This is a genomic window from Citrobacter sp. BIDMC107 (assembly GCF_001037575.1).
In the GTDB taxonomy this organism is placed as follows: domain Bacteria; phylum Pseudomonadota; class Gammaproteobacteria; order Enterobacterales; family Enterobacteriaceae; genus Citrobacter; species Citrobacter freundii.
Genome location: NZ_KQ089848.1, coordinates 1980892 through 2003569, shown reverse-complemented (window position 1 = coordinate 2003569; position 22678 = coordinate 1980892). Strand labels below are relative to the sequence as shown.

The window sequence follows — 22678 nt, the reverse complement described above, 5'->3', positions numbered from 1 at the left end:
TTTTCGCTTGCCCCCTTGAAGGCACAAAACCCCATCCCCATCTCTCTGGTCACTAGCCGGGAAACCGTTTACGGGCCGGCGTCACCCATAACTGATAAAGACTTTCTCAAAGGAGAGCTATCAATGAGTATTCGTCCGTTACATGATCGTGTGATCGTCAAACGTAAAGAAGTTGAATCCAAATCTGCTGGCGGCATCGTACTGACTGGTTCTGCAGCAGGTAAATCAACTCGTGGCGAAATCATCGCTGTCGGTAAGGGTCGCATCCTGGACAACGGTACCGTACAGCCGCTGGACGTGAAAGTCGGCGATATCGTTATTTTCAACGATGGCTACGGTGTTAAATCTGAGAAGATCGACAATGAAGAAGTGTTGATCATGTCTGAAAGCGACATCCTGGCAATTGTTGAAGCCTAATCCGCGAACGACACTGAACATACGAATTTAAGGGAAAGAGAAAATGGCAGCTAAAGACGTAAAATTCGGTAACGACGCTCGTGTGAAAATGCTGCGCGGCGTAAACGTACTGGCAGATGCAGTGAAAGTTACCCTCGGCCCAAAAGGCCGTAACGTAGTTCTGGATAAATCTTTCGGTGCACCGACCATCACTAAAGATGGTGTTTCCGTAGCACGTGAAATCGAACTGGAAGACAAGTTCGAAAACATGGGTGCGCAGATGGTGAAAGAAGTTGCCTCTAAAGCGAACGACGCTGCAGGTGACGGTACCACCACCGCAACCGTACTGGCTCAGTCCATCATCACTGAAGGTCTGAAAGCCGTTGCTGCGGGCATGAACCCGATGGATCTGAAACGTGGTATCGACAAAGCTGTCGCTGCTGCTGTTGAAGAACTGAAAGCACTGTCCGTACCGTGCTCCGACTCTAAAGCTATTGCTCAGGTTGGTACCATCTCCGCTAACTCCGACGAAACCGTAGGTAAACTGATCGCTGAAGCGATGGACAAAGTCGGTAAAGAAGGCGTGATCACCGTTGAAGACGGTACCGGTCTGCAGGACGAACTGGACGTGGTTGAAGGTATGCAGTTCGACCGTGGCTATCTGTCTCCTTACTTCATCAACAAGCCGGAAACTGGCGCAGTAGAACTGGAAAGCCCGTTCATCCTGCTGGCTGACAAGAAAATCTCCAACATCCGCGAAATGCTGCCGGTTCTGGAAGCTGTAGCGAAAGCAGGCAAACCGCTGCTGATCATCGCTGAAGATGTTGAAGGTGAAGCGCTGGCAACTCTGGTTGTTAACACCATGCGCGGTATCGTGAAAGTCGCTGCGGTTAAAGCACCTGGCTTCGGCGATCGTCGTAAAGCAATGCTGCAGGATATCGCTACCCTGACCGGTGGTACCGTTATCTCTGAAGAGATCGGTATGGAGCTGGAAAAAGCAACTCTGGAAGATCTGGGCCAGGCGAAACGCGTTGTTATCAACAAAGATACCACCACCATCATCGATGGCGTGGGCGACGAAGCTGCAATCCAGGGTCGCGTGACTCAGATTCGTCAGCAGATCGAAGAAGCAACTTCCGACTATGACCGTGAAAAACTGCAGGAGCGCGTAGCGAAACTGGCAGGCGGCGTTGCGGTTATCAAAGTTGGTGCTGCGACTGAAGTTGAAATGAAAGAGAAGAAAGCCCGCGTTGAAGATGCCCTGCACGCTACCCGTGCTGCGGTAGAAGAAGGCGTGGTTGCTGGTGGTGGCGTTGCGCTGATTCGCGTAGCGTCTAAAATTGCCGGCCTGAAAGGTCAGAACGAAGACCAGAACGTAGGTATCAAAGTTGCGCTGCGCGCAATGGAATCTCCACTGCGTCAAATCGTACTGAACTGCGGCGAAGAGCCGTCTGTAGTGGCTAACACCGTGAAAGCCGGTGACGGTAACTACGGTTACAACGCTGCAACTGAAGAATACGGCAACATGATCGACATGGGTATCCTGGATCCAACCAAAGTAACTCGTTCTGCTCTGCAGTACGCGGCTTCTGTTGCGGGTCTGATGATCACCACCGAGTGCATGGTTACCGACCTGCCGAAAGGCGATGCACCTGACTTAGGTGCTGCTGGTGGTATGGGCGGCATGGGTGGAATGGGCGGCATGATGTAATCATGTTGTTCTGAACCTCTCAGAATTGAGAAACCCCTGGGCAGAAATGTCCGGGGGTTTTTCTTTTGGTCATCTTTTTAGTATATGATTCAGCTACGGACATAACGTCCAACTAATTGATCATGGGGAATGACATGCACGTGAAATATTTAGCAGGGATCGTTGGTGCCGCGCTACTGATGGCGGGTTGTAGCTCCAGCAACGAACTGAGTTCAGCCGGGCAAAGCGTACGCTTTGTCGAAGACAAGCCTGGCGCAGAGTGCCAACTGATAGGCACGGCAACCGGTAAGCAAAGCAACTGGCTTTCTGGCCAGCACGGCGAAGAGGGCGGCTCAATGCGTGGCGCAGCAAACGATCTGCGTAACCAGGCTGCGGCAATGGGCGGTAACGTGATTTATGGTGTCAGCAGCCCATCGCAGGGAATGCTGTCCAGCTTTGTTCCTACCGCCAGTGAGATGATTGGACAGGTTTATAAGTGCCCTAACTGATTACACTTCATCCTTCAACCAGCCTCTTTGTTGGCTGCGCTGTGAAACCCCAGTCACATAGTTATCTATGCTCCTGGGGATTTTCTTCACTTGCCGCCGCGATGCAGATTGAATGATTTTGTGTAATAAAGTGGCCTGGACAGACTCATGCAATCGTAGGCCTGATAAGCGCAGCGCCATCAGGCATTCTGAGTCTTATGTGCAGACTGAACGCGTAAATGATGCAGTGCTCGCAGGCACTGATCCTGATTGAGCTTTTGCGTCTTATCATCCGTCAACGTTCTGATAAATACCTGGCACGGTACACCGGCAAGTTTTTTCAGCCGTGGGCTGAAATCGAGCAGGCGGCGAGTAATGGCTTCGGCCTCTTTGCTGCCGGAAGCGGCGCGAGTTTTTACTACCGAACCACAGAAATGGGCTTTTCCTTTATCATCCGTATAGCGGTAAATAATCGCCAGATAATGATTAAACAGGTTATGTTTCCATTCGGGTTGTGTATAAGAGTCGTATTCCAGATTGTCGTTTTGCTGGCAATCCACATCGTACAGCGGCAGGAAATCCAGCAGCGATGTAATTCGTAGCGCTAAATCCCGCATGCCAGCATTATTTATTGCATGAATAATTGCATGCGCCAACACCTGAATCTGTAATTCATTAACCAGTAATTCATCTGTTTTCCCGTCATGCAGCGTCAGAGAAAATGCTAAGTTTTCCCCTTTATCATCCACTAACGTCAGTGAATCTATGCGACGGTTAATATCCGCATTTTTTAGCTCATCTTCCTGAATTAACGGAATGTTTTCGTGCATCTTTTTGCTGGCTTTGTCACGTTCTTTTTCATATTGCAAACGTGCGTCTTCGCTAAGCTGTTGCTTCATATAGAGCCTGCTCTCGAGCGCGATAAGCAGATCTCTTAGCCCAAGCGGAGAGAGAAAAAACAGCGACTCTTTATTTCTTTGTTCTTTAATCTTCAATGCCAAGGCAACAAATTCATTCTTCTGACGAATAACACCGGTATTAATACCTTTAATACTGATAGCCATCAAAGGTTCTCCCTAACCATATATTTATTGAAAATCTAGATTTGACTTGATTTATATGTTTTGCAAATAACTAATTGCGCGCTGCGAGTTAAAATAGCACATATTAAAAGTGCGGCTCCACCTGCAGGGATATTAAATAATCGTGATCGATAGCGAGTGTCCGGAATCGGACACTCAATAATGGTTATTGTTGGCGTAACTGCAGGTCCAACGGCGTTTTACTTGGCTCTCCGCCAATTTCACGCGCCAGTTTGGGGACCATGTAACCGGAAACCAGTGTCAGGAGTTCACGCATAATGTGACGCGCTTCATCATCGCTGACCATAAAGTGGGCGGCACCCTGTACTTTATCCAGCACGTGCAGGTAATAGGGCATCACACCGGCATCAAATAGTGCGTTGCTAAGGTTAGCCAGGGTTTGTGCGTTATCGTTCACGCCACGCAGCAATACGCTTTGGTTGAGTAGCGTAACGCCCGCGGCGCGCAGACTACTCATCGCCTGGCGAAACGTCTCATCAACTTCATTGGCATGGTTAATGTGATTGACCAGCAGAATCTGCAGCGTGGAGCGCGCAAAACGTTCGACCAGTCCTTCGGTAATGCGCGCAGGGATCACTATCGGCAAACGGCTGTGAATACGCAGGCGTTTAATGTGCGGAATGGCTTCCAGTTGCGTGAGCAACCAGTCCAGTTCGTGGTCTTTGGCCATTAACGGATCGCCACCAGAGAAGATGATTTCATCCAGCTCAGGATGCGCGGTAATGTAGTCGAGAGCGACCTGCCAGTTGCGTTTATTGCCTTGGTTTTCGGCATATGGGAAGTGTCGACGGAAGCAATAGCGACAATTCACCGCACAACCGCCTTTGACCAGCAACAGTGCCCGATTGCGATATTTATGCAGCAGACCGGGAACCACACTGTGCTGTTCTTCCAGCGGATCGGTTGAGTAGCCTGGCGCGGCAACAAACTCTTCCTGGGAGGTAAGTACCTGACGCAAAAGCGGATCGTCCGGGTTACCTTTCTCCATGCGGGCAATAAACGCGCGCGGCACGCGCAGGGCGAAAAGCCGTCTCGCATCGCGTCCGGCCAACAGTTTTTCATCTGCGTCTATATTCAAAAGATGCAGAAGTTCATCGGGATCGGTCACAACATCGGCAAGTTGCGATAACCAATCTTCTCTGGATGGGGTATTTAGGGTTACAATATGCGCCATTTTGTGGCTTAGCTACCAGTTAACAATTTTCAGAGGGCCTTATGGCAACGTACTATAGCAACGATTTTCGTGCTGGTCTTAAAATCATGTTGGACGGCGAACCTTATGCGGTTGAAGCCAGCGAATTCGTTAAACCAGGTAAAGGCCAGGCGTTTGCGCGCGTTAAGCTGCGTCGCCTGCTGACCGGTACTCGCGTAGAGAAAACCTTCAAGTCTACTGACTCCGCTGAAGGCGCAGACGTAGCCGACATGAACCTGACTTTCCTGTATAGCGACGGTGAGTTCTGGCACTTTATGAATAACACCACTTTCGAACAGCTGGCTGCTGACGAGAAAGCGGTAGGCGATAACGCTAAATGGCTGCTGGACCAGGCTGAATGCATCGTGACCCTGTGGAACGGTCAGCCGATCTCTGTAACTCCGCCGAACTTCGTTGAGCTGGAAGTTGTTGAAACCGACCCAGGTCTGAAAGGCGATACCGCTGGTACTGGCGGCAAACCGGCTACCCTGTCTACCGGCGCAGTCGTTAAAGTTCCGCTGTTCGTACAGATCGGCGAAGTGATCAAAGTGGATACCCGCTCCGGCGAATACGTTTCTCGCGTAAAATAAGTCTTCCATTTGATCTTATGGCGCAGGTTGCTGCGCCATATTTTTTCCAGGGCAGGAATGATGAAACGTCTTCTCGGTCTTGTAATGCTACTCCTTTTCACCAGCACCCTCCTGACGGGATGCAATACCGCGCGCGGCTTCGGTGAAGACATCAAACATCTTGGCAATTCAATCTCTCACGCTGCCAGCTAATCATTTCATATAGTCTTAAAAACGATTGTTTATCCATCACACTCCCAGATCTTGTCTATTATTAAGTAGCTATACACAAACAATATTGGCTAGAAAAGGAAGACGTTATGGTTAAGAAGACAATTGCTGCGATCTTTTCTGTGTTGGTACTTTCTTCCGTTTTAACCGCGTGTAATACCACACGAGGCGTAGGACAGGATATTTCTGAAGGCGGTAGCGCCATTTCTGGTGCAGCGACAAAAGCTCAGCAATAATGAAGAACGGTACGACGTCGTGTCGTACCGTTAATCTCCCTTCCTTGGGAGTGACAGAAACGGCGAGAAGCGGTTCCCCAGGTGCAGTTTCATACGGATATTCCGCTTATAGGTGTAGACCGTTTTGCCATGTATGCTGAGTGCGGCGGCAATGGCATTGTTACTCACACCATCCATCCACATTGATAATACTTTCTCCTCCTGCGGCGTAAGCAAAGGCGTGGCGTTTTTGGGTATTTCTAATGCGGGGCGAACCTGAAGTGCTTCCTGAATTGTGTGGGAGAGTGTGTTCAGCGTGGTGTGCTTGGTCAAGACCGAATGGGCGACGAATTGAGAGGGTGCGATGGGGGCATGCTGTCTATCTGCTGATTGCAGTAAAATCAGTGGGATGACGCCACAACTCATAAAAAAAGGGTTAATTGGCGGACTGGAGTGCGTCTCGCTAATAAAACTGTATAAATCCGCGATCACCAGATGCGGTTTCCATTGCAAAATATGCTCTTTTGCTAACAGGAGATTATTGATTCCTGATACCAGAAATGAAGAGCTGAACCTGCCAGAATGATTAAGCAAGGCCTCTATCCCTGTGCGGGTAAAGTGGCACCGGTCAATCACTAAAATTTTAAGCATAAACGTTTCGCATTCAGAAGAGGGGCAATCGACTTTCCGGTTTCAGAAAGCCCTTCATCATAGAGAACTCCGATGAGTGCCAAATGCGGGAACTACGCCGCTAATTATGCTTAATTCTTGCTTTTAGCTGGCAGTGAATAAAAAGGTTGAAATTCATTTTCTTCCGGGCAAAAATGCCATTTCACACATCAGCTTTGTAGGACGACCTGCAAACGCTTCTTTCACCGGGGACGGCCCCATTGTTCTGGAGCCTGATATGTCCTGGATCGTTTTATTAATTGCAGGTTTGCTCGAAGTCGTCTGGGCGATTGGCCTGAAATATACCCACGGTTTTACGCGTCTTACGCCAAGCATTATCACTATTGCGGCGATGATCGTCAGTATTGCCATGCTCTCCTGGGCAATGCGCACATTACCTGTAGGAACCGCTTATGCGGTCTGGACCGGCATTGGCGCCGTCGGGGCGGCCATTACAGGGATTTTGCTGCTGGGTGAATCTGCCAGCCCGGCGCGTTTGCTGAGCCTTGGGCTGATCGTTGCTGGCATTATTGGTCTGAAGCTGAGCACTCACTAAGCGCCAGGCTGTTTCACCCAAATCAGCTTATTCACCTCAAACCCTTCCCGGGTCGCGATGGCTAACATTTGCTGTTTCATTTCATCTGAAATAGTTGGGGTCCGTGAAAGGATCCACAGGTAGTCGCGATCCGGACCGCAAACCAGCGCGTGACGATATTCCCGGTCGAGTGCAATTACGTTATACCCACCATAGAAGGGGCCGAAGAATGATACTTTAAGCGCGGCCGTGCTTGGGTCGCCGGTGAAATAGGCTTTCCCTTCCGTTTTCTGCCACATCTCCCTGTCAGGATTATAGCCCTTGTTAATAACGTTGATGCCGCCGTCGTCGCGCAAGCTGTACGTTGCGGTCACTTTATCCAACCCGCGTTCGAAACGATGGTCGAAGCGCGCAATTTCATACCATGTTCCCAGATAGCGTTTGGCATCAAAGTTATTCACCACGGTAACGCCTTTCGGCGGTGTTGGGGAGCTGCAAGCGACAACCAGGAATGCAGTCGTAACTGCAGCAACGACGGGCAGAATGCGCATAGTGTTTTCCTTACTGTTTTTTGTTAAGTGTAGATGACAGCAGGAAAAAAAGAGCAAGAAAGGAGGTCCGATTTACCGGACCCCTCTGTCAGTTATTGCAGTTTTTCAAGAATGCGCCAGGCCGCCTCGACGCGAGCCGGGTTGGGGTAGCTTTTGTTTGCCAGCATCACTATGCCAAGGTTTTTTTCTGGAACGAAGGCAACGTAGCTGCCAAATCCACCTGTGGATCCCGTTTTATGCACCCATGAGGCTTTCACGGCAGGTGCTGGCGGGTTTACCTCAACGGCGGGAAGCGCTGCCAATGCCACTTTGCTGTCGCTGCCGTTGATGATCGAATCAGCTTTCAGCGGCCAGTTCAGCATCTCCCAGCCTAATCCCTGGTACATATCACCAATACGCCAGTAACGAGACTGCGCAAGCTCAATGCCCTGCTGGAGCGTTTTCTCCTGAACGTGGCTGGCGTCCATGTTGGCCTGAACCCAGCGGGCCATATCGATAACGCTGGATTTCACGCCATAGGCTTCGGCGTCAAGTTGTCCCGGAGAAACGTGTACAGGCTTCCCTTCGCGATAGCCCCAGGCATAATTTTTTTGTTCGCTTTGCGGAACCGTAATCCAGGTATGCGCCAGTTTTAATGGTTGCAGGACGCGTCTGGTCATTGCCTCTTCGTAGCTCATACCTGAAGGTTTCACCGCCAGCGCACCAAACAGACCAATGCTGGAGTTAGCGTAAAGACGCTTAGCGCCCGGAGTCCATTGTGGTTGCCAGTTTTGATAAAAGCGCAGTAATGCGGCTTTATCCGTAACTTCATCGGGGATCTGCAGCGGTAGGCCACCCGCTGTATAGGTGGCTAAGTGCAGCAGGCTGATACCCCGCCACTGTTTGCCTGTCAGTTCTGGCCAGTATTTCGTGACCGGATCGCTGAGCTTAATTTCGCCGCGGGCGATAGCGTCGCCGCCCAACACGCCGTTAAACGTCTTACTGACCGACCCTAATTCAAACAGCGTTTGCTGCGTGACTGGGTGGTTATTGGCGATATCGGCTTTACCCCAGGTAAAGTAATAAGGTTTCTCCTCGTAGATAATCGCCACGGCCATACCCGGAATAGCCTGCTCCTGCATCAGTGGTGTGATGGTGCGGTTAACGATATCGGCAATTTGTTGTTCTGTTTTTGCGGCAGCAAACGTGGAGAAAGAGGCTGTCAGCAGCAGCGCGCAGCATATCGATTTTTTCATCATGAAATCAGTTCCGTAATTAAAAGCAAAAGGGTGTCCGGGCCCGTCAGACGCAATCAGTGTGTTTGATTTGCACCGTGTTGACAAACGGTTAAATTTAGCAGCAGATATAAGTTTTTCTAACAGGCTTAATGATGACGCGTAGCTATATCCCTCTTAACTCGCTGCGGGCTTTTGAAGCCGCGGCCAGACATCTCAGCTTTACCCGCGCTGCGATTGAGCTCAACGTGACGCATTCTGCCATCAGCCAGCATGTAAAATCGCTGGAGCAGCAGCTGAATTGTCAGCTTTTTGTGCGCGGTTCTCGTGGATTAATGTTGACGACTGAAGGGGAAAGTCTGTTACCTGTACTTAATGACTCCTTCGATCGTATGGCGGGGATGTTGGATCGTTTTGCCACTAAACAGACCCAGGAAAAACTTAAAATTGGCGTAGTGGGAACCTTTGCTATCGGCTGTCTTTTCCCGCTGTTGAGCGATTTTAAGCGCAGTTACCCACATATTGATTTGCATATTTCTACCCATAACAATCGCGTGGATCCCGCCGCCGAAGGGCTGGATTATACCATTCGCTACGGTGGGGGAGCCTGGCACGATACCGATGCGCAATATTTATGTAGCGCGCTGATGTCTCCACTGTGTTCGCCAACATTGGCTTCGCAGATTCAAACGCCTGCGGATATCCTGAAATTTCCGTTATTACGATCGTATCGGCGGGATGAATGGGCGCTTTGGATGCAGGCGGCCGGAGAGGCGCCTCCGTCACCGACGCATAATGTGATGGTGTTTGATTCGTCAGTCACCATGCTGGAAGCCGCTCAGGCGGGGAGCGGTGTGGCAATTGCGCCAGTCAGAATGTTCACGCATTTACTCAGCAGCGAACGTATCGTTCAGCCGTTTTTAACGCAGATTGATTTGGGAAGCTACTGGATAACGCGTTTGCAATCTCGCCCGGAGACGCCTGCGATGCGTGAATTTTCCCGTTGGTTGACCGGGGTGCTGCACAAATAAAAAAGGCCCGCCAATGGCGGGCCTGATAATTAACGCATGTACTTAGATGGTCAGAATACCAATCGCCGTTACAACGGTCAGGATAGCTGCCAGTCCGTAGAATACCCATTTGCCAGCCGGCACGTGGATTTTCAGGTCATGCATCGCGTGGTGCATACGGTGTAAACCACACCACAGCGGCAGAACGATCATCAGGAACAGAAACGCACGTCCGATGAAGCTCTGAGCGAATGCCAGTATGCGTTCATAGCTGAAAGCATCAGGAACAAAGCCCAGCGGCAGCATAATGCCTACCAGCAGGATCATTACCGGCGCAATGATTGCGCTCCACATACCGCCTGCACCAAACAGGCCCCAGAATACGGGTTCGTCAGAGCGTTTTGGATTTGGATTAATCATTCCGGACTCCTTACCAGAACAGGGCAACAAACAGTATGACTACTGTAGCAACCACAGTGACTGCCCAGAGACCTTTGATGATCGGCTCTGGCCCCATTTTTTCGTCTTTTACGATGATGTTGGCTGCTTTTGGTGCCAGCTCAAACCAGGTTTTGGTATGCAGCAGCGCTGCTGCCAGGGCGATAATGTTAAGGATTACCACCACCGGGTTTTGTAAAAAGGCGACAAAGCCCATCCAGGACTCTGCACCATGCTTGAGTGCAAACAGGCCGATAATCAGTTCAATGCTGAACCAGACTGCCGGGACTGCCGTGCCTTCACGCAGCATGTAAAAACGATAAAATGGCAGCTTTTTCCACCAGGTGGACGTCATTGGCCGCACATAGGCTTTACGTTTAGTCGTCATCGTGCACTCCTTAGCGTGGTTTCAGGGTAGCGATAAGAAAGTCTTTTGAACTTTCAACTTTACCCTGCTGAATGGCCGCAGCCGGATCGACGTGTTTCGGGCAGACTTCGGAGCAGTAGCCCACGAAAGTACAGGTCCAGACGCCGTTCGGGCTGTTCAATTGAGCCATACGCTCCTTCTTACCGTGGTCGCGGCTATCTTCGTTGTAACGATGCGCCAGCGTAATCGCAGCCGGTCCAATGAACTCAGGGTTCAGGCCGAACTGCGGGCACGCGGCGTAGCACAGACCACAGTTGATGCAACCGGAGAACTGATGATACTTCGCCATCTGCGCCGGAGTCTGGGTGTTTGGACCCTGATCCGGTGTACGCGGGTTACCGATGATGTACGGTTTGATCGCTTCCAGGCTTTCGATAAAGTGCGTCATGTCGACGACCAGATCGCGCTCAATCGGGAAGTTGCCCAGGGCTTCAACCTTCATGCCGTTTGTGTAATCACGCAGGAAGGTTTTGCACGCCAGTTTCGGTACATTGTTGACCATCATGCCGCAGGAGCCGCAGATTGCCATACGGCAGGACCAGCGGTAGCTCAGGTCCGGTGCCAGGTTATCCTTGATGTAGCCCAGCGCATCCAGCAGTGACGTGGTTTCATCATAAGGAACTTCGTAGAAAGCACTGTGCGGCGCGGTATCGGTTTCCGGGTTATAGCGCACCACCTCAACTTTCAGGTTTTTCATCTCAGCCATTCGCCTTCTCCTTCTTATCGGCTGCTTCCGCTTCGCCACCGTAAACACGTTTAGCCGGTGGCAGAGTGGTGATTTTCACGTCGCTGTATTCCAGGCGAGTCGTGCCGTCAGCATCGCGGAAGGCGAGGGTGTGTTTGAGGAAGTTCACGTCGTCACGCTCGGTACAGCCTTCATCCAGACGCTGATGCGCGCCGCGGGATTCTTTACGCGCCAGCGCGGAGTGCGCCATACATTCAGCAACGTTCAGACCGTGACCCAGTTCGATGGTATACAGCAGGTCGGTGTTGAAGACGCTGGAGGTATCAGTGATACGTACGCGCTTGAAGCGTTCCTGCAGTTCAGCCAGCTTATCAACGGTTTTCTGCATCAGTTCCGGCGTACGGTAGATACCGCAACCTTCTTCCATGGAGATACCCATTTCGTCACGGATCTTAGACCAGTTTTCGTTACCTTCCTGGTTAACCAGATCTTTCAGACGTTTTTCAACGCCAGCAACCTGTGCATCCAGAGCGGCACTGTTTGCAGCGCCAGCCGTTGCAGCGCGTTCCGCAGCTTGTTCACCAGCCATACGACCGAAGACCACCAGTTCCGCCAGGGAGTTAGAGCCCAGACGGTTAGCGCCATGCAGACCAACAGAGGAACATTCGCCGACAGCGAACAGACCTTTAATGCGGGTTTCACAGTGCTGATCGGTTTCGATACCGCCCATGGTGTAGTGCGCGGTCGGACGTACCGGGATCGGTTCTTTAACCGGATCGACACCCACGTAAGCTTTCGCCAGTTCGCAGATGAACGGTAAACGTTCGAGCAGTTTTTTCTCACCGAGGTGACGCAGGTCGAGGTGAACCACATCGCCACGCGGAGTGGAAATGGTGTTGCCTTTGCGCCATTCGTGCCAGAAAGCCTGAGAAACTTTGTCGCGCGGACCGAGTTCCATGTATTTGTTTTTCGGCTCGCCCAGCGGGGTTTCCGGACCCATGCCGTAGTCTTGCAGATAACGGTAGCCGTTTTTGTTGACCAGGATACCGCCTTCACCACGGCAACCTTCTGTCATCAGGATACCGGAGCCTGGCAGACCCGTCGGGTGATATTGAACGAATTCCATATCACGCAGCGGAACGCCGTGGCTCAGCGCCATGCCCATACCGTCGCCGGTTACGATGCCGCCGTTAGTATTGTAACGGTAAACACGACCAGCGCCGCCCGTTGCCATTACGACTGCGTTAGCACGGATCTGCACCAGCGTGCCTTCCATCATGTTCATGGCAACCAGGCCGCGGGCATGACCCTCGTCCACCAGGATATCCAGAACGAAGTGTTCGTCAAAGCGCTGAATCTGCGGGAACTGCAAAGATGTTTGGAACAGCGTATGCAACATGTGGAAGCCGGTTTTATCTGCGGCAAACCAGGTACGCTCGATTTTCATGCCGCCGAAGCGACGTACGTTGACGCTACCGTCTTCACGACGGCTCCATGGGCAGCCCCATTGTTCCAGTTGCGTCATTTCAGTTGGGCAGTGGTGGACAAAGTAATCCACGACATCCTGCTCACATAGCCAGTCTCCGCCTGCTACCGTATCGTGAAAATGGTAGTCAAAGCTGTCATGATCCTGCGCGACAGCAGCAGAGCCGCCTTCGGCAGCAACGGTATGGCTGCGCATTGGGTACACTTTTGAGATCAGTGCGATTTTAGCGTTGGGATTTGCTTGTGCGGCAGCAATTGCAGCACGTAATCCCGCGCCACCGGCGCCTATAATGGCAAGATCGGCTTGAAAGGTTTGCACGACATTCCTCCAGATTGTTGTTATTTCATCCCCGCCTGAAATCAGATGCTTCATCGGCTTCAAACAGGTTATGAACGCGTTTCCACTGCTCCTTTATAGGTACAATAGTATAGTCTTAGGGATGTGCGGGAAATTTGACGTGTTCGATTTTTTTAGCGTGTCACAGGGGGGAATTATCATTGAATTTGATTAATTTAATTACTAAACCATCCTATGTCGCTTTTTTTATCCAATTGCCGGTGCTGATTACTGCTGCCTGAAATTTGTCTCGTTAGCGCGATACGAGTAGACTTCGTGCCCTTGTCATAAATCGGAGAAACAACCATGAGCGAAACGGCAACCTGGCAGCCGAGCGCGTCCATCCCCAATCTGTTAAAACGTGCAGCAATTATAGCGGAGATTCGCCGCTTTTTTGCCGATCGTGGCGTGCTTGAGGTTGAGACCCCTTGTATGAGTCAGGCAACGGTAACGGACATCCATCTGTTCCCGTTCGAAACGCGTTTCGTTGGCCCTGGACACTCCCAGGGGATGAATCTCTATTTAATGACCAGCCCTGAATACCATATGAAGCGCCTGCTGGTGGCAGGGTGCGGCCCGGTGTATCAACTGTGCCGCAGCTTCCGTAATGAAGAGATGGGGCGCCATCATAACCCTGAATTCACCATGCTTGAGTGGTATCGTCCGCACTACGATATGTATCGCCTGATGAATGAGGTGGATGATTTGCTTCAGCAGGTGCTGGACTGTTCGCCTGCGGAAAGCCTCTCTTACCAGCAAGCCTTCCAGCGTCATCTGGAGATAGACCCGCTGTCTGCGGATAAAACCCAACTGCGGGAAGTGGCGGCGAAATTGGATCTCAGCAATATTGCCGATACCGAAGAAGACCGGGACACCTTACTGCAACTGCTGTTTACGATGGGCGTTGAGCCGCATATTGGTAAAGACAAACCGACGTTTGTGTATCATTTCCCGGCCAGCCAGGCATCACTGGCGCAAATCAGTACCGAAGATCACCGCGTGGCTGAACGTTTCGAGGTTTATTACAAAGGTATTGAGCTGGCAAATGGTTTCCATGAATTGACCGACGCGCGTGAACAACAGCAGCGGTTTGAACAGGATAACCGCAAACGTGCCACACGAGGCTTACCGCAGCAACCTATCGATACCAACCTGCTGGAAGCGCTGAAAGTAGGCATGCCGGATTGCTCAGGCGTGGCGCTGGGTGTTGACCGTCTGGTGATGCTGGCGCTGGGCGCAGAAAGCCTGGCTGAGGTTATCGCATTTACCGTCGATCGCGCATAACTTACCCTTCCGCAATACAAAGTGGCGGCTTAATCGCCACTTTGTAGCATATTTTTTCATTTCCCCTCTAATAGCCACAATTTACATCTGGATATTTGATATCGTTTAGGTATCAATTCTGTGTTGATTTTTTTATCGCTGAACTCTGCAAAGAGAGCAGTGCCAACCGGTGAGCGGCGTTTGCTAAACGCTTGCCAGAGTAAGGGATGGTTTAATGACCCAAACAATAAAAAAGATGAGCCTGCCAGGTCTCATTCTCATGATATTTACGTCAGTTTTCGGTTTTGCTAATAGCCCCTCCGCATTCTATTTAATGGGGTATAGTGCAATCCCGTGGTATATATTTTCTGCATTATTATTCTTTATTCCATTTGCTTTAATGATGGCGGAAATGGGGTCTGCCTATCGGAAAGAAGAGGGGGGAATCTATTCGTGGATGAATAATAGCGTTGGACCGCGCTATGCCTTTATCGGCACGTTTATGTGGTTTTCTTCTTATGTGATATGGATGGTAAGTACTGCGGCGAAAGTCTGGGTACCTTTTTCAACCTTCTTGTTTGGCGCAGACATGACGCAGCACTGGCGTATTGCAGGGCTTGAGCCTACGCAGGTTGTCGGGCTGCTCGCCGTCGGCTGGATGATCCTGGTGACCTGCGTGGCATCCCGGGGTATTAATAAAATTGCGCGTATTACGGCAGTAGGCGGAATTGCCGTAATGTGTCTTAATTTAGTTCTGTTGTTAGTGAGTGTCGCTATTTTGTTATTAACTGGTGGCCACTTTGCACAGGATATTAATTTTATCTCCTCACCTAATCCCGGATATCAGTCCGGGCTGGCAATGTTGTCATTTGTTGTGTTTGCCATTTTTGCTTATGGCGGAATTGAAGCTGTAGGGGGACTGGTTGATAAAACAGAAAAACCAGAAAAGAACTTTGCTAAAGGCATTGTTTTTGCCGCTATTGTCATTTCTGTTGGTTATTCACTGGCCATCTTTTTATGGGGCGTTAGCACCAACTGGCAGCAGGTATTAAGCAATAGCTCGGTCAACCTCGGCAATATTACTTATATCCTGATGAAGAGCCTCGGGATGAGGTTGGGTAATGCGCTGCATCTTTCCCCTGAGACCGCGATGGTGATGGGCGTATGGTTTGCACGTATTACCGGGCTTTCCATGTTCCTTGCCTATACCGGCGCTTTTTTCACCCTCAGCTACTCACCGCTGAAAGCGATTATTCAGGGTACGCCGAAAGCGTTGTGGCCCGCGCCGATGACCAAACTGAATGCCGTAGGGATGCCGACGACGGCAATGTGGTTACAGTGCCTGCTGGTGAGCCTGTTTATCCTGTTGGTTTCATTTGGTGGCGATACGGCTTCAGCGTTCTATAACAAACTGACGCTGATGGCGAACGTATCCATGACGCTGCCGTATCTGTTCCTGGCGCTGGCGTTTCCGTTCTTTCAAGCCCGTCCGGGTCTGGAAAGACCGTTTGTTGTCTTTAAAACCCGAGCGGCGACGCTGCTGGCAACGGGTGTGGTCGTTCTGGTGGTGACGTTTGCCAACGTGTTCACCATCATCCAGCCGGTAATTGAAGCCGGGGACTGGAACAGTGCCTTGTGGATGACCGGCGGCCCGATCTTCTTCTCGCTGCTGGCGATGGCGATTTATCAGAACTACAGCCGTCGCGCGGCCAACGAACCTGAGTGGGCGGTGGAATAAACGACCTGCCCAATCCGGCCTACAAAGATGCATCTTAGTAGGCCGGATACAGTGAAGCCTTCCGCTTACAAACTTCCCGCCGGGCGGCTGCCTCTTCCTGCAGAACTTAATGTTCTGCCTGTTTGCTTACCGCCGAGGCTCTCCAGACGCATCTGGAACGGTGGGAACGGCATATCAATACCATGCTCGCGGAAGCCTGCCAGAATCAGCTGGTGGATTTCATGGCGCAGCGGCATGCGATGCCCCATTTCAGCGGCATAAATACGCAGTTCGAAGATTTGAATTCCTTGTTGCAGGTCAACCAGGAAGACTTCTGGCGCCGGGTTATCGATAACCAGCGAGCAACGATGTGCGGCAGTCAGCAGGATCTGCGTAACCTCCTCGCTGTTAGCCTCCGACGGTGCCGGGATGGTTAACACCACACGGGTAACCGAATCGGATAGCGACCAGTTGATAAACTGTTCGGTGATAAAGGCTTTGTTGGGTACGATGATCTCTTTGCGGTCCCAGTCGCTGATAGTGGTGGCACGGGTATTAATTTTCGTCACGCTACCGGTAAGATCGCGAATTGTAACCGTGTCGCCAATGCGGATTGGCTTTTCAAACAGGATAATCAGGCCGGAAATAAAGTTGGCGAAGATCTCCTGCAAACCAAAGCCCAGACCGACACCGAGAGCCGCCACCAGCCATTGCAGTTTGGACCACTCAATACCGATCATCGAGAAACCCACCAGGCCGCCAATCAGCATCAGAAGATACTTAGTGATAGTGGTGATGGCGTAACCGGTGCCGGGGGTTAAATCCAGATGTTGCAGTAGCGCCAGCTCCAGCAATGCGGGTAAGTTGCGCACTAGCTGGGTGGTGATGATAAACACCAGAATAGCAATGAGCACTGCGCCCAGCGTTATCGGTTCTAAGCTTTCCACGCCCTGCACCGTGGAGGTGACATCCCACAACGAGATGTTTTCCAGGAAGCCGAAAGCGGAATGAATTTCTGACCACAGCACAATAACCGAGAGCAGGGCGATAAGCATCAGGATAGAACGTACCAGGCGCAGCGATTGCGCGCTGATTGCATCCAGATCCACTTCGCTTTCATCTACATCGATCGTACCTTCAAGGCTGGTGGAATGAGGTGGTTCCTCTTCGCCCCGCGCACGTTGCGCCAGCATTTCGGCGCGTCGATGTTTGGCGCGGTCAAACGCAAGGCGGCGGCGCTGAATTAGCATCCAGCGGCGGATGACGTGATACACCACCAGTAATAAGAACCAAATCGCCACGGATGTTTCCAGACGTGCCAGCAGGGCTTGCGATGTGGCGAGATAACCCACTGCCGCAGCGAGAATGGCAATCAGCGGCGCGCCCATCAGCATATTCCACAGCATACTATTGACCATGTTATCGCTGTTGCCCTCTTTATCGAGGTACAGCGGTATCCCGGCGCGTTTAAGGCTCAGGGTCACGACCGCCAGCGCACCGCAAATCAGAATAAAGCACAGACGTCCCAGTGAGGCGGAGAACTCCCGGTCATTGAGATTATCAAACATAATCACCGCCATGATCAGCGGGACAATCAGTCCGATGCTCATCAGGTAGTAGTGCATGGCTTTCGCGACGCGGTTACGTGGCCAGCCAAAGTGGGCAATGAACAGACCGTTGGGACGCGCAAAGGTGGCGCAAATCATTACCGCCCATAGCATAGGCACCGTGGCGGTAACGCCATCGCCGATAGCAACAGCCAGCGGGTAAGGCCAGGCTTCCTGCAACCCGTAACCGAGCGTTGCCCATAACACCGGCAACGGAGAAGCGACGAGTATTGACCAGAATACCGTGCGTATTGTCAGCCAGAAATGGTCCTGGGTGACTTTCCCGACTCGCGCGGACGAGCGTTCAAGGAAACGGGTGAAGTGCTTGCGCGAAGAGAGGCTAAAGCCAACCAGCACCAACGCCGCGAATAGCGGCAATAGTGTTTCTTTGCTGGTCAGCATCATGACGCTGGCTTTACCCAACTGATTAAACGTATCTAATGAGATCAAACGCCGCAGATCCTGAACGATGTCGACAGGCCAGGAGAGCGAGATGGGACTGACGTCTGACGTCCAGAACAGATAGCGGTGCGTTGCTTCGTTGACCTCTTTTAGCGCATCTTCCAGTTGGCTGTTGGAGACTTTGAGCTTGGTCAGCTCAAGGATCAGCGTATCGCCGCCCTGTAACAATGAGTTCAGCAGCTCGCGCTGGGTGCGTAGCTGGGCGTTGAGAATGCTGCTCTGTTCAGCGGTCAGCGGTTGTCCATCGGCCTGATGAATCTGACGCAGCTGCGGCTGTTTGTTGAGGAGATCCTCATAGCGCATACGGTGCACGCGAAGCTGCGCCATTTCGGTATCCAACTGCTGGGGCTTGGGCATTTCCGGCAGACGGGATACCTGCGCGCGCAGCGCTTCTCCCAGCATATTTGAAACCCCAAGCCACTGAGACTGCTCTCGCAGCGTATTCAAGGCCTGGCGGACCTGCAGCGTTTGGCTGGCAGCCTGACGCTGCTGCGAGGCGACCAGGTCCATACGTTGCGCCTGCTGGTTCAAGGCCTGAGACAGCTCGCGGTTAACCTTGAACTGATCGACAATACCTTCCGGCAGTCCCGCGCTGTTTTCTGCCAGCAGTTCGGTACTTTCCAGCGCTCGCTCTGCTTCACGCTGGCGCTGACTGTTGAGTTGATTGCGCAAAGCCTGCAGGTAAGTGTCGAGTTGTTGACTCTGCTTTTCCGCCAGTTCGGAGCGCATACGCGCCAGTTCCTGACGGTTATTGGCGGAAAGCTGTGCCAGCTCCAGTTCATCGACCAGGGCTTTAAGTTTGGCGGATTCAGCTTGCATCGCCTGATTCTGCGCGGAATTGCCGTTGGCGGTACCAATGCGCCGCTCAAGCTCATTGAGCTGGCGGCGGGCATCGGTTTGCTGTTGAGGAAGCTGGCTTAACGAGTCGGCGATTTCCCGGGCGCGATCCTGCTCCTGCTGGGCCTGACGACTCTTTTCCAGCAGTTGGCTGCTAACCTGGAGGATCTCCTGGTTTAATGCATCGGTAGAGAGTCCGGTTGGCACATTGCGCGGTTCATCGCGCAGGTTACTAAGCTGTGCGCGTAACGTTGCGGACAGCTTGGGGAAGTTATCAATAACCTGCTGATATTGCTGTGCGCGCTCGAGAGAGCCTTTCCGCTCCTCAAGGGCATTCAGCGCGGACTGGAGCGCCTCGACGGTTTCTGGCTGAGCGGGTTTTGCCGCTTTTGCCTGCTCCAGTTCCTGGGTGAGTTGTTTGGCATCGGGGGCCGTCGCAGCGTACGCCCCCAGGCTGAGGCACCAGGCCATCAGAAAAGTGATAATCAGGCGCACAGCAGCGATTCCTATGTTTAACTTTCGTCTTTTTTGTCGTCAACCAGCGGGCTGGCGTCGTGTTCTGCTTCGATCTCTTCTTTCGCCAGCGGGGCCGGTTCTGTCTCTGGCGTCACGAAAGTCTCGGTCGAGATGGCCATTGGTTGGCCGATTTTGGTCACGGAAAGATCCTGCAACTGCTCAACCAGATTAACTTTGCCAGGTGCGAACAGGTTGATGACGGTGGAACCGAGCTTAAAGCGGCCCATTTCCTGACCTTTCAACAGCGCTACCGACCCTTCGCTTTCGCCTTCCGGCCAGGTCCAGCGCTTGATGACGCCTTCACGCGGTGGGGTAATGGTGCCAGCCCATGTGGTTTCAATGCTGCCGACGATAGTCGCGCCGACCAGAATCTGCACCATCGGACCAAATTCGGTATCAAACAAACAGATTACGCGTTCGTTGCGGGCAAACAGGTTCGGTACGTTTTGCGCAGTCAGGATGTTTACAGAGAAGAGATCGCCCGGCACATACATCATTTCACGCAGGATACCGTTACACGGCATGTGTACACGGTGGTAATCGCGTGGAGACAAGTAAGTGGTTACAAACGTACCATTGCGGAATTTGTCCGCCATCTGATAGTTGCCAGCCAGCAGCGCTTCAAGGGTATAGCTGTGCCCTTTAGCCTGCAGCAGTTTGTCTTCTTCGATGTTGCCTAGCTGGTTGATCACGCCGTCAGCGGGCATGACCAGTACGTTTGGATCGGTATTAATCGGGCGAGCATCGTCGCGCAGCGGGCGAACAAAGAAGTCGTTAAAGGTGCGATAGCTGGCGGTGTCCGGCTTTTGCGCCTCTTTCATATCGACCTTGTAATATTTCACGAACAGATCGATAACCAATTTGGTCAGCCATCCCGCTCGTTTGCTCGCACCCCAACCCGCCAGGCGAGTGAGCCATAGTTTCGGCAGAATGTATTGTAGCGAAAGCTTAAATGAGTTTAACAAGGTAGCCTCCAGGCCATAATTTGTTCCCGATCCGGCATGTGGGCCGGATCCTGAAAAAAGGGGGACGATTCTAGCGATGCTTAGCTTAGTTGTCAGTTGTCTGTATCAGAAAAGTTTTTACGCGTTTTTACCTGCGCCATGCTTTCCAGGATGCGGTGATAATTTTCAAACCGGGTTTCGGCTATGGCCCCTTTTTCTACAGCCTCACGGATAGCGCAGCCTGGATCGGTATCATGCTTGCAGTCGCGGTATTTGCAATGGCCCAGGTAGTCATGAAATTCGACAAAGCCATGCGTGATTTGTTCCGGCTCCAGATGCCACAGTCCGAACTCACGTACGCCAGGGGAGTCGATAACGTCGCCGCCGTGCGGGAAGTGATACAGGCGAGAGGCCGTGGTAGTGTGCTGTCCAAGACCGGAGTTGTCGGAGACATCGTTGGTCAGGATCTCTTCCTGCAGGCCGAGAAGATTATTGAGCAGGCTGGATTTACCTACGCCCGACTGACCGGCAAAAATGCTGATGCGATCGGTTAATGCTTCTTCAAGCGGTTTCAGGCCGTCTTTAGTGCGGCTGGATACCATCAACACCCGATAGCCAATGTTGCGATAGATATCCATCTGTTCGTTAACGAAGGCCATGCCTTCATCATCCAGCAGATCGATCTTATTCAGTACGATAATTGGTTCAACATGTAGCGTTTCGCAGGCTACCAGATATCGGTCGATAATATTGAGTGACAGCTCGGGTAAGATGGCTGAGACAATAACGATCTGGTCGATGTTGGCGGCAATAGGTTTTACCCCGTCGTAAAAGTCGGGGCGTGTCAGTACCGAGGTACGATCGTGTACCGCTTCAACGATACCTTTGACATTCACGCCTTCAGCCGCCGCTTTACCCGGGCGCCAGACTACGCGATCGCCAGTAACCAGCGAGCGAATTGTACGGCGGATGTTGCAGCGGTGAATTTCACCGTCAGCAGACTCTACGTCGGCATGCATGCCAAAACGGCTGATAACGATGCCTTCAGCGGTTTCGCCAAACAGGTTGTCGTCGTAGTCGGGCTTCTCCGTGGACGTTTTAAGACGACGCTGGTGATTGGCGTTCACACGGCGCTGTTGGCCTTTGGAGAGTTTATTCTTACTCAATCGGACTGGCTCCTGGTCGCCCATGATGGGCAAAACATTTATGATACACACAATTTTAGATCAATGTAGTCACACTGAATGTGACGCTGAAGGGTGGAAAATAGCATGAGTGCCAATGAAAACAACCTGATTTGGATCGATCTGGAGATGACAGGTCTGGATCCCGAGCGCGATCGCATTATTGAGATCGCCACGCTGGTGACGGATGCCAACCTGAATATTCTGGCAGAAGGACCGACAATTGCGGTGCACCAGTCCGACGAACAACTGGCATTAATGGATGACTGGAACGTACGTACGCACACCGGTAGCGGGCTGGTGGAACGTGTGAAGGCGAGCACCATGGGCGATCGTGAAGCAGAACTGGCCACGCTGGCTTTTTTGAAAGAGTGGGTTCCGGAAGGGAAATCACCTATCTGTGGCAACAGCATCGGCCAGGATCGTCGTTTCCTGTTTAAATACATGCCGGAGCTGGAGGCGTATTTCCATTATCGCTATCTGGACGTCAGCACGCTCAAAGAACTGGCGCGTCGTTGGAAGCCGGAAATCCTGGCTGGCTTCACCAAGCAGGGAACGCATCAGGCGATGGACGACATTCGTGAATCTGTTGCTGAGCTTGCTTACTATCGCGAACATTTTATTAAGCTTTGATTTTGTTCTCCGGTGGCTTGCGTCACCGGCTTTTTGACGCTAAATTGTTCAGCTTGATTGCAAAGTAATCACTTGAACGAATTTTCGAAAAAAACGTATTCAAGGGGGTTGCAGCTAAACGGATTTCTCGTATAATGCGCCTCCCGTAACGACGCAGAAATGCGAATTACGACAGCAACAAATTTGCGGGAATAGCTCAGTTGGTAGAGCACGACCTTGCCAAGGTCGGGGTCGCGAGTTCGAGTCTCGTTTCCCGCTCCAAAATTTGAAAGTGCTTATT

General features: G+C 51.7%; 23 protein-coding genes and 1 tRNA gene. 12 read left to right on the top strand and 12 right to left on the bottom strand.

Annotated features, from left to right (window positions below; all coding sequences use genetic code 11):
• Window positions 1-123 precede the first annotated feature (123 nt).
• The 3 genes from SK39_RS09295 to SK39_RS09285 all read left to right on the top strand — a co-directional run bounded on the left by SK39_RS09295 (window position 124) and on the right by SK39_RS09285 (window position 2595).
• Window positions 124-417 (top strand): co-chaperone GroES, encoded by a 294-nt coding sequence (locus tag SK39_RS09295; RefSeq protein ID WP_000027827.1) that lies wholly within the window; start codon window positions 124-126, stop codon window positions 415-417.
• A 43-nt stretch (window positions 418-460) separates the two neighbouring features.
• Entirely contained in the window at window positions 461-2107 is a 1647-nt protein-coding gene (gene groL / locus SK39_RS09290; RefSeq protein WP_003025464.1) for a chaperonin GroEL, read from the top strand.
• A 134-nt stretch (window positions 2108-2241) separates the two neighbouring features.
• Complete coding sequence (locus SK39_RS09285) at window positions 2242-2595, top strand: DUF4156 domain-containing protein (RefSeq protein ID WP_003025468.1); 354 nt, start codon at window positions 2242-2244, stop codon at window positions 2593-2595.
• A gap of 179 nt (window positions 2596-2774) precedes the next feature.
• Here SK39_RS09285 and yjeJ read toward each other — a convergent pair whose 3' ends face one another.
• Both yjeJ and epmB read right to left on the bottom strand, forming a co-directional pair.
• Window positions 2775-3638 (bottom strand): YjeJ family protein, encoded by an 864-nt coding sequence (yjeJ, locus tag SK39_RS09275; RefSeq protein WP_048216931.1) that lies wholly within the window; start codon window positions 3636-3638, stop codon window positions 2775-2777.
• A 184-nt stretch (window positions 3639-3822) separates the two neighbouring features.
• The gene (gene epmB, locus SK39_RS09270) at window positions 3823-4851 is read right to left on the bottom strand and encodes an EF-P beta-lysylation protein EpmB (protein ID WP_016149436.1); all 1029 of its coding nucleotides are present in this window, start codon (window positions 4849-4851) and stop codon (window positions 3823-3825) included.
• A 41-nt stretch (window positions 4852-4892) separates the two neighbouring features.
• Here epmB and efp point away from each other — a divergent pair, with 41 nt between their 5' ends.
• From efp to ecnB, 3 genes are all read left to right on the top strand, one after another.
• Window positions 4893-5459, top strand: a complete 567-nt coding sequence (gene efp / locus SK39_RS09265; RefSeq protein ID WP_003025478.1) for an elongation factor P — start codon at window positions 4893-4895, stop codon at window positions 5457-5459.
• Window positions 5460-5516: 57 nt separating this feature from the next.
• On the top strand, window positions 5517-5651 hold the full coding sequence (gene ecnA / locus SK39_RS09260; RefSeq protein WP_003830568.1) for a lipoprotein antitoxin entericidin A: 135 nt from the start codon (window positions 5517-5519) through the stop codon (window positions 5649-5651).
• Window positions 5652-5758: 107 nt separating this feature from the next.
• Complete coding sequence (ecnB, locus tag SK39_RS09255; RefSeq protein ID WP_003025482.1) at window positions 5759-5905, top strand: lipoprotein toxin entericidin B; 147 nt, start codon at window positions 5759-5761, stop codon at window positions 5903-5905.
• A gap of 30 nt (window positions 5906-5935) precedes the next feature.
• Here ecnB and SK39_RS09250 read toward each other — a convergent pair whose 3' ends face one another.
• Complete coding sequence (locus SK39_RS09250; RefSeq protein ID WP_016149437.1) at window positions 5936-6535, bottom strand: helix-turn-helix transcriptional regulator; 600 nt, start codon at window positions 6533-6535, stop codon at window positions 5936-5938.
• A 256-nt stretch (window positions 6536-6791) separates the two neighbouring features.
• Between SK39_RS09250 and sugE the strand changes: the two genes are divergently transcribed.
• Window positions 6792-7109, top strand: coding sequence for a quaternary ammonium compound efflux SMR transporter SugE (gene sugE / locus SK39_RS09245; RefSeq protein ID WP_000118520.1), 318 nt, complete (start codon window positions 6792-6794; stop codon window positions 7107-7109).
• Here sugE and SK39_RS09240 read toward each other — a convergent pair.
• Window positions 7106-7639, bottom strand: coding sequence for a lipocalin family protein (locus SK39_RS09240; protein ID WP_003844984.1), 534 nt, complete (start codon window positions 7637-7639; stop codon window positions 7106-7108). The two genes, sugE and SK39_RS09240, sit on opposite strands and share 4 nt — an antisense overlap.
• Before the next feature lie 92 nt (window positions 7640-7731).
• Window positions 7732-8877, bottom strand: a complete 1146-nt coding sequence (locus SK39_RS09235; protein WP_032937778.1) for a class C beta-lactamase CMY-152 — start codon at window positions 8875-8877, stop codon at window positions 7732-7734.
• 131 nt (window positions 8878-9008) lie between these two features.
• Here SK39_RS09235 and ampR point away from each other — a divergent pair, with 131 nt between their 5' ends.
• Window positions 9009-9884, top strand: a complete 876-nt coding sequence (ampR, locus tag SK39_RS09230; RefSeq protein ID WP_032937777.1) for a LysR family transcriptional regulator AmpR — start codon at window positions 9009-9011, stop codon at window positions 9882-9884.
• A gap of 42 nt (window positions 9885-9926) precedes the next feature.
• On the opposite strand, the gene frdD is transcribed toward ampR, so the two are convergent.
• The 4 genes from frdD to frdA are packed head-to-tail and all read right to left on the bottom strand — an operon-like array spanning window position 9927 to window position 13217.
• Window positions 9927-10283: a fumarate reductase subunit FrdD gene (frdD, locus tag SK39_RS09225; RefSeq protein ID WP_032937775.1), complete on the bottom strand. Its 357-nt coding sequence runs from the start codon at window positions 10281-10283 to the stop codon at window positions 9927-9929.
• Between the two features lie 10 nt (window positions 10284-10293).
• Window positions 10294-10689, bottom strand: coding sequence for a fumarate reductase subunit FrdC (gene frdC / locus SK39_RS09220; RefSeq protein ID WP_003025537.1), 396 nt, complete (start codon window positions 10687-10689; stop codon window positions 10294-10296).
• A gap of 10 nt (window positions 10690-10699) precedes the next feature.
• Entirely contained in the window at window positions 10700-11434 is a 735-nt protein-coding gene (gene frdB, locus SK39_RS09215; protein ID WP_003025540.1) for a fumarate reductase iron-sulfur protein, read from the bottom strand.
• Complete coding sequence (gene frdA / locus SK39_RS09210; protein WP_003025543.1) at window positions 11427-13217, bottom strand: fumarate reductase (quinol) flavoprotein subunit; 1791 nt, start codon at window positions 13215-13217, stop codon at window positions 11427-11429. The genes frdB and frdA overlap by 8 nt, the downstream gene beginning before the upstream one ends.
• A gap of 324 nt (window positions 13218-13541) precedes the next feature.
• Here frdA and epmA point away from each other — a divergent pair, with 324 nt between their 5' ends.
• Together epmA and yjeM are read left to right on the top strand one after the other, a co-directional pair.
• Entirely contained in the window at window positions 13542-14519 is a 978-nt protein-coding gene (gene epmA, locus SK39_RS09205) for an elongation factor P--(R)-beta-lysine ligase (RefSeq protein ID WP_016149440.1), read from the top strand.
• Window positions 14520-14733: 214 nt separating this feature from the next.
• Window positions 14734-16236, top strand: coding sequence for a glutamate/gamma-aminobutyrate family transporter YjeM (gene yjeM / locus SK39_RS09200; RefSeq protein ID WP_032937774.1), 1503 nt, complete (start codon window positions 14734-14736; stop codon window positions 16234-16236).
• 65 nt (window positions 16237-16301) lie between these two features.
• On the opposite strand, the gene mscM is transcribed toward yjeM, so the two are convergent.
• The 3 genes from mscM to rsgA all read right to left on the bottom strand — a co-directional run bounded on the left by mscM (window position 16302) and on the right by rsgA (window position 21747).
• Window positions 16302-19616, bottom strand: coding sequence for a miniconductance mechanosensitive channel MscM (gene mscM / locus SK39_RS09195; protein ID WP_003839472.1), 3315 nt, complete (start codon window positions 19614-19616; stop codon window positions 16302-16304).
• Between the two features lie 17 nt (window positions 19617-19633).
• Window positions 19634-20602 (bottom strand): archaetidylserine decarboxylase, encoded by a 969-nt coding sequence (gene asd, locus SK39_RS09190; protein WP_003844975.1) that lies wholly within the window; start codon window positions 20600-20602, stop codon window positions 19634-19636.
• A gap of 92 nt (window positions 20603-20694) precedes the next feature.
• Window positions 20695-21747 carry a small ribosomal subunit biogenesis GTPase RsgA gene (rsgA, locus tag SK39_RS09185; protein WP_170974257.1) on the bottom strand — a complete coding sequence of 351 codons (1053 nt, stop codon included), beginning with the start codon at window positions 21745-21747 and terminating at the stop codon, window positions 20695-20697.
• Window positions 21748-21852: 105 nt separating this feature from the next.
• Here rsgA and orn point away from each other — a divergent pair, with 105 nt between their 5' ends.
• Window positions 21853-22398: an oligoribonuclease gene (gene orn, locus SK39_RS09180; protein WP_003839477.1), complete on the top strand. Its 546-nt coding sequence runs from the start codon at window positions 21853-21855 to the stop codon at window positions 22396-22398.
• Window positions 22399-22583: 185 nt separating this feature from the next.
• Window positions 22584-22659: transfer RNA gene (locus SK39_RS09175), tRNA-Gly, on the top strand.
• The last annotated feature ends 19 nt before the right edge of the window (window positions 22660-22678 follow it).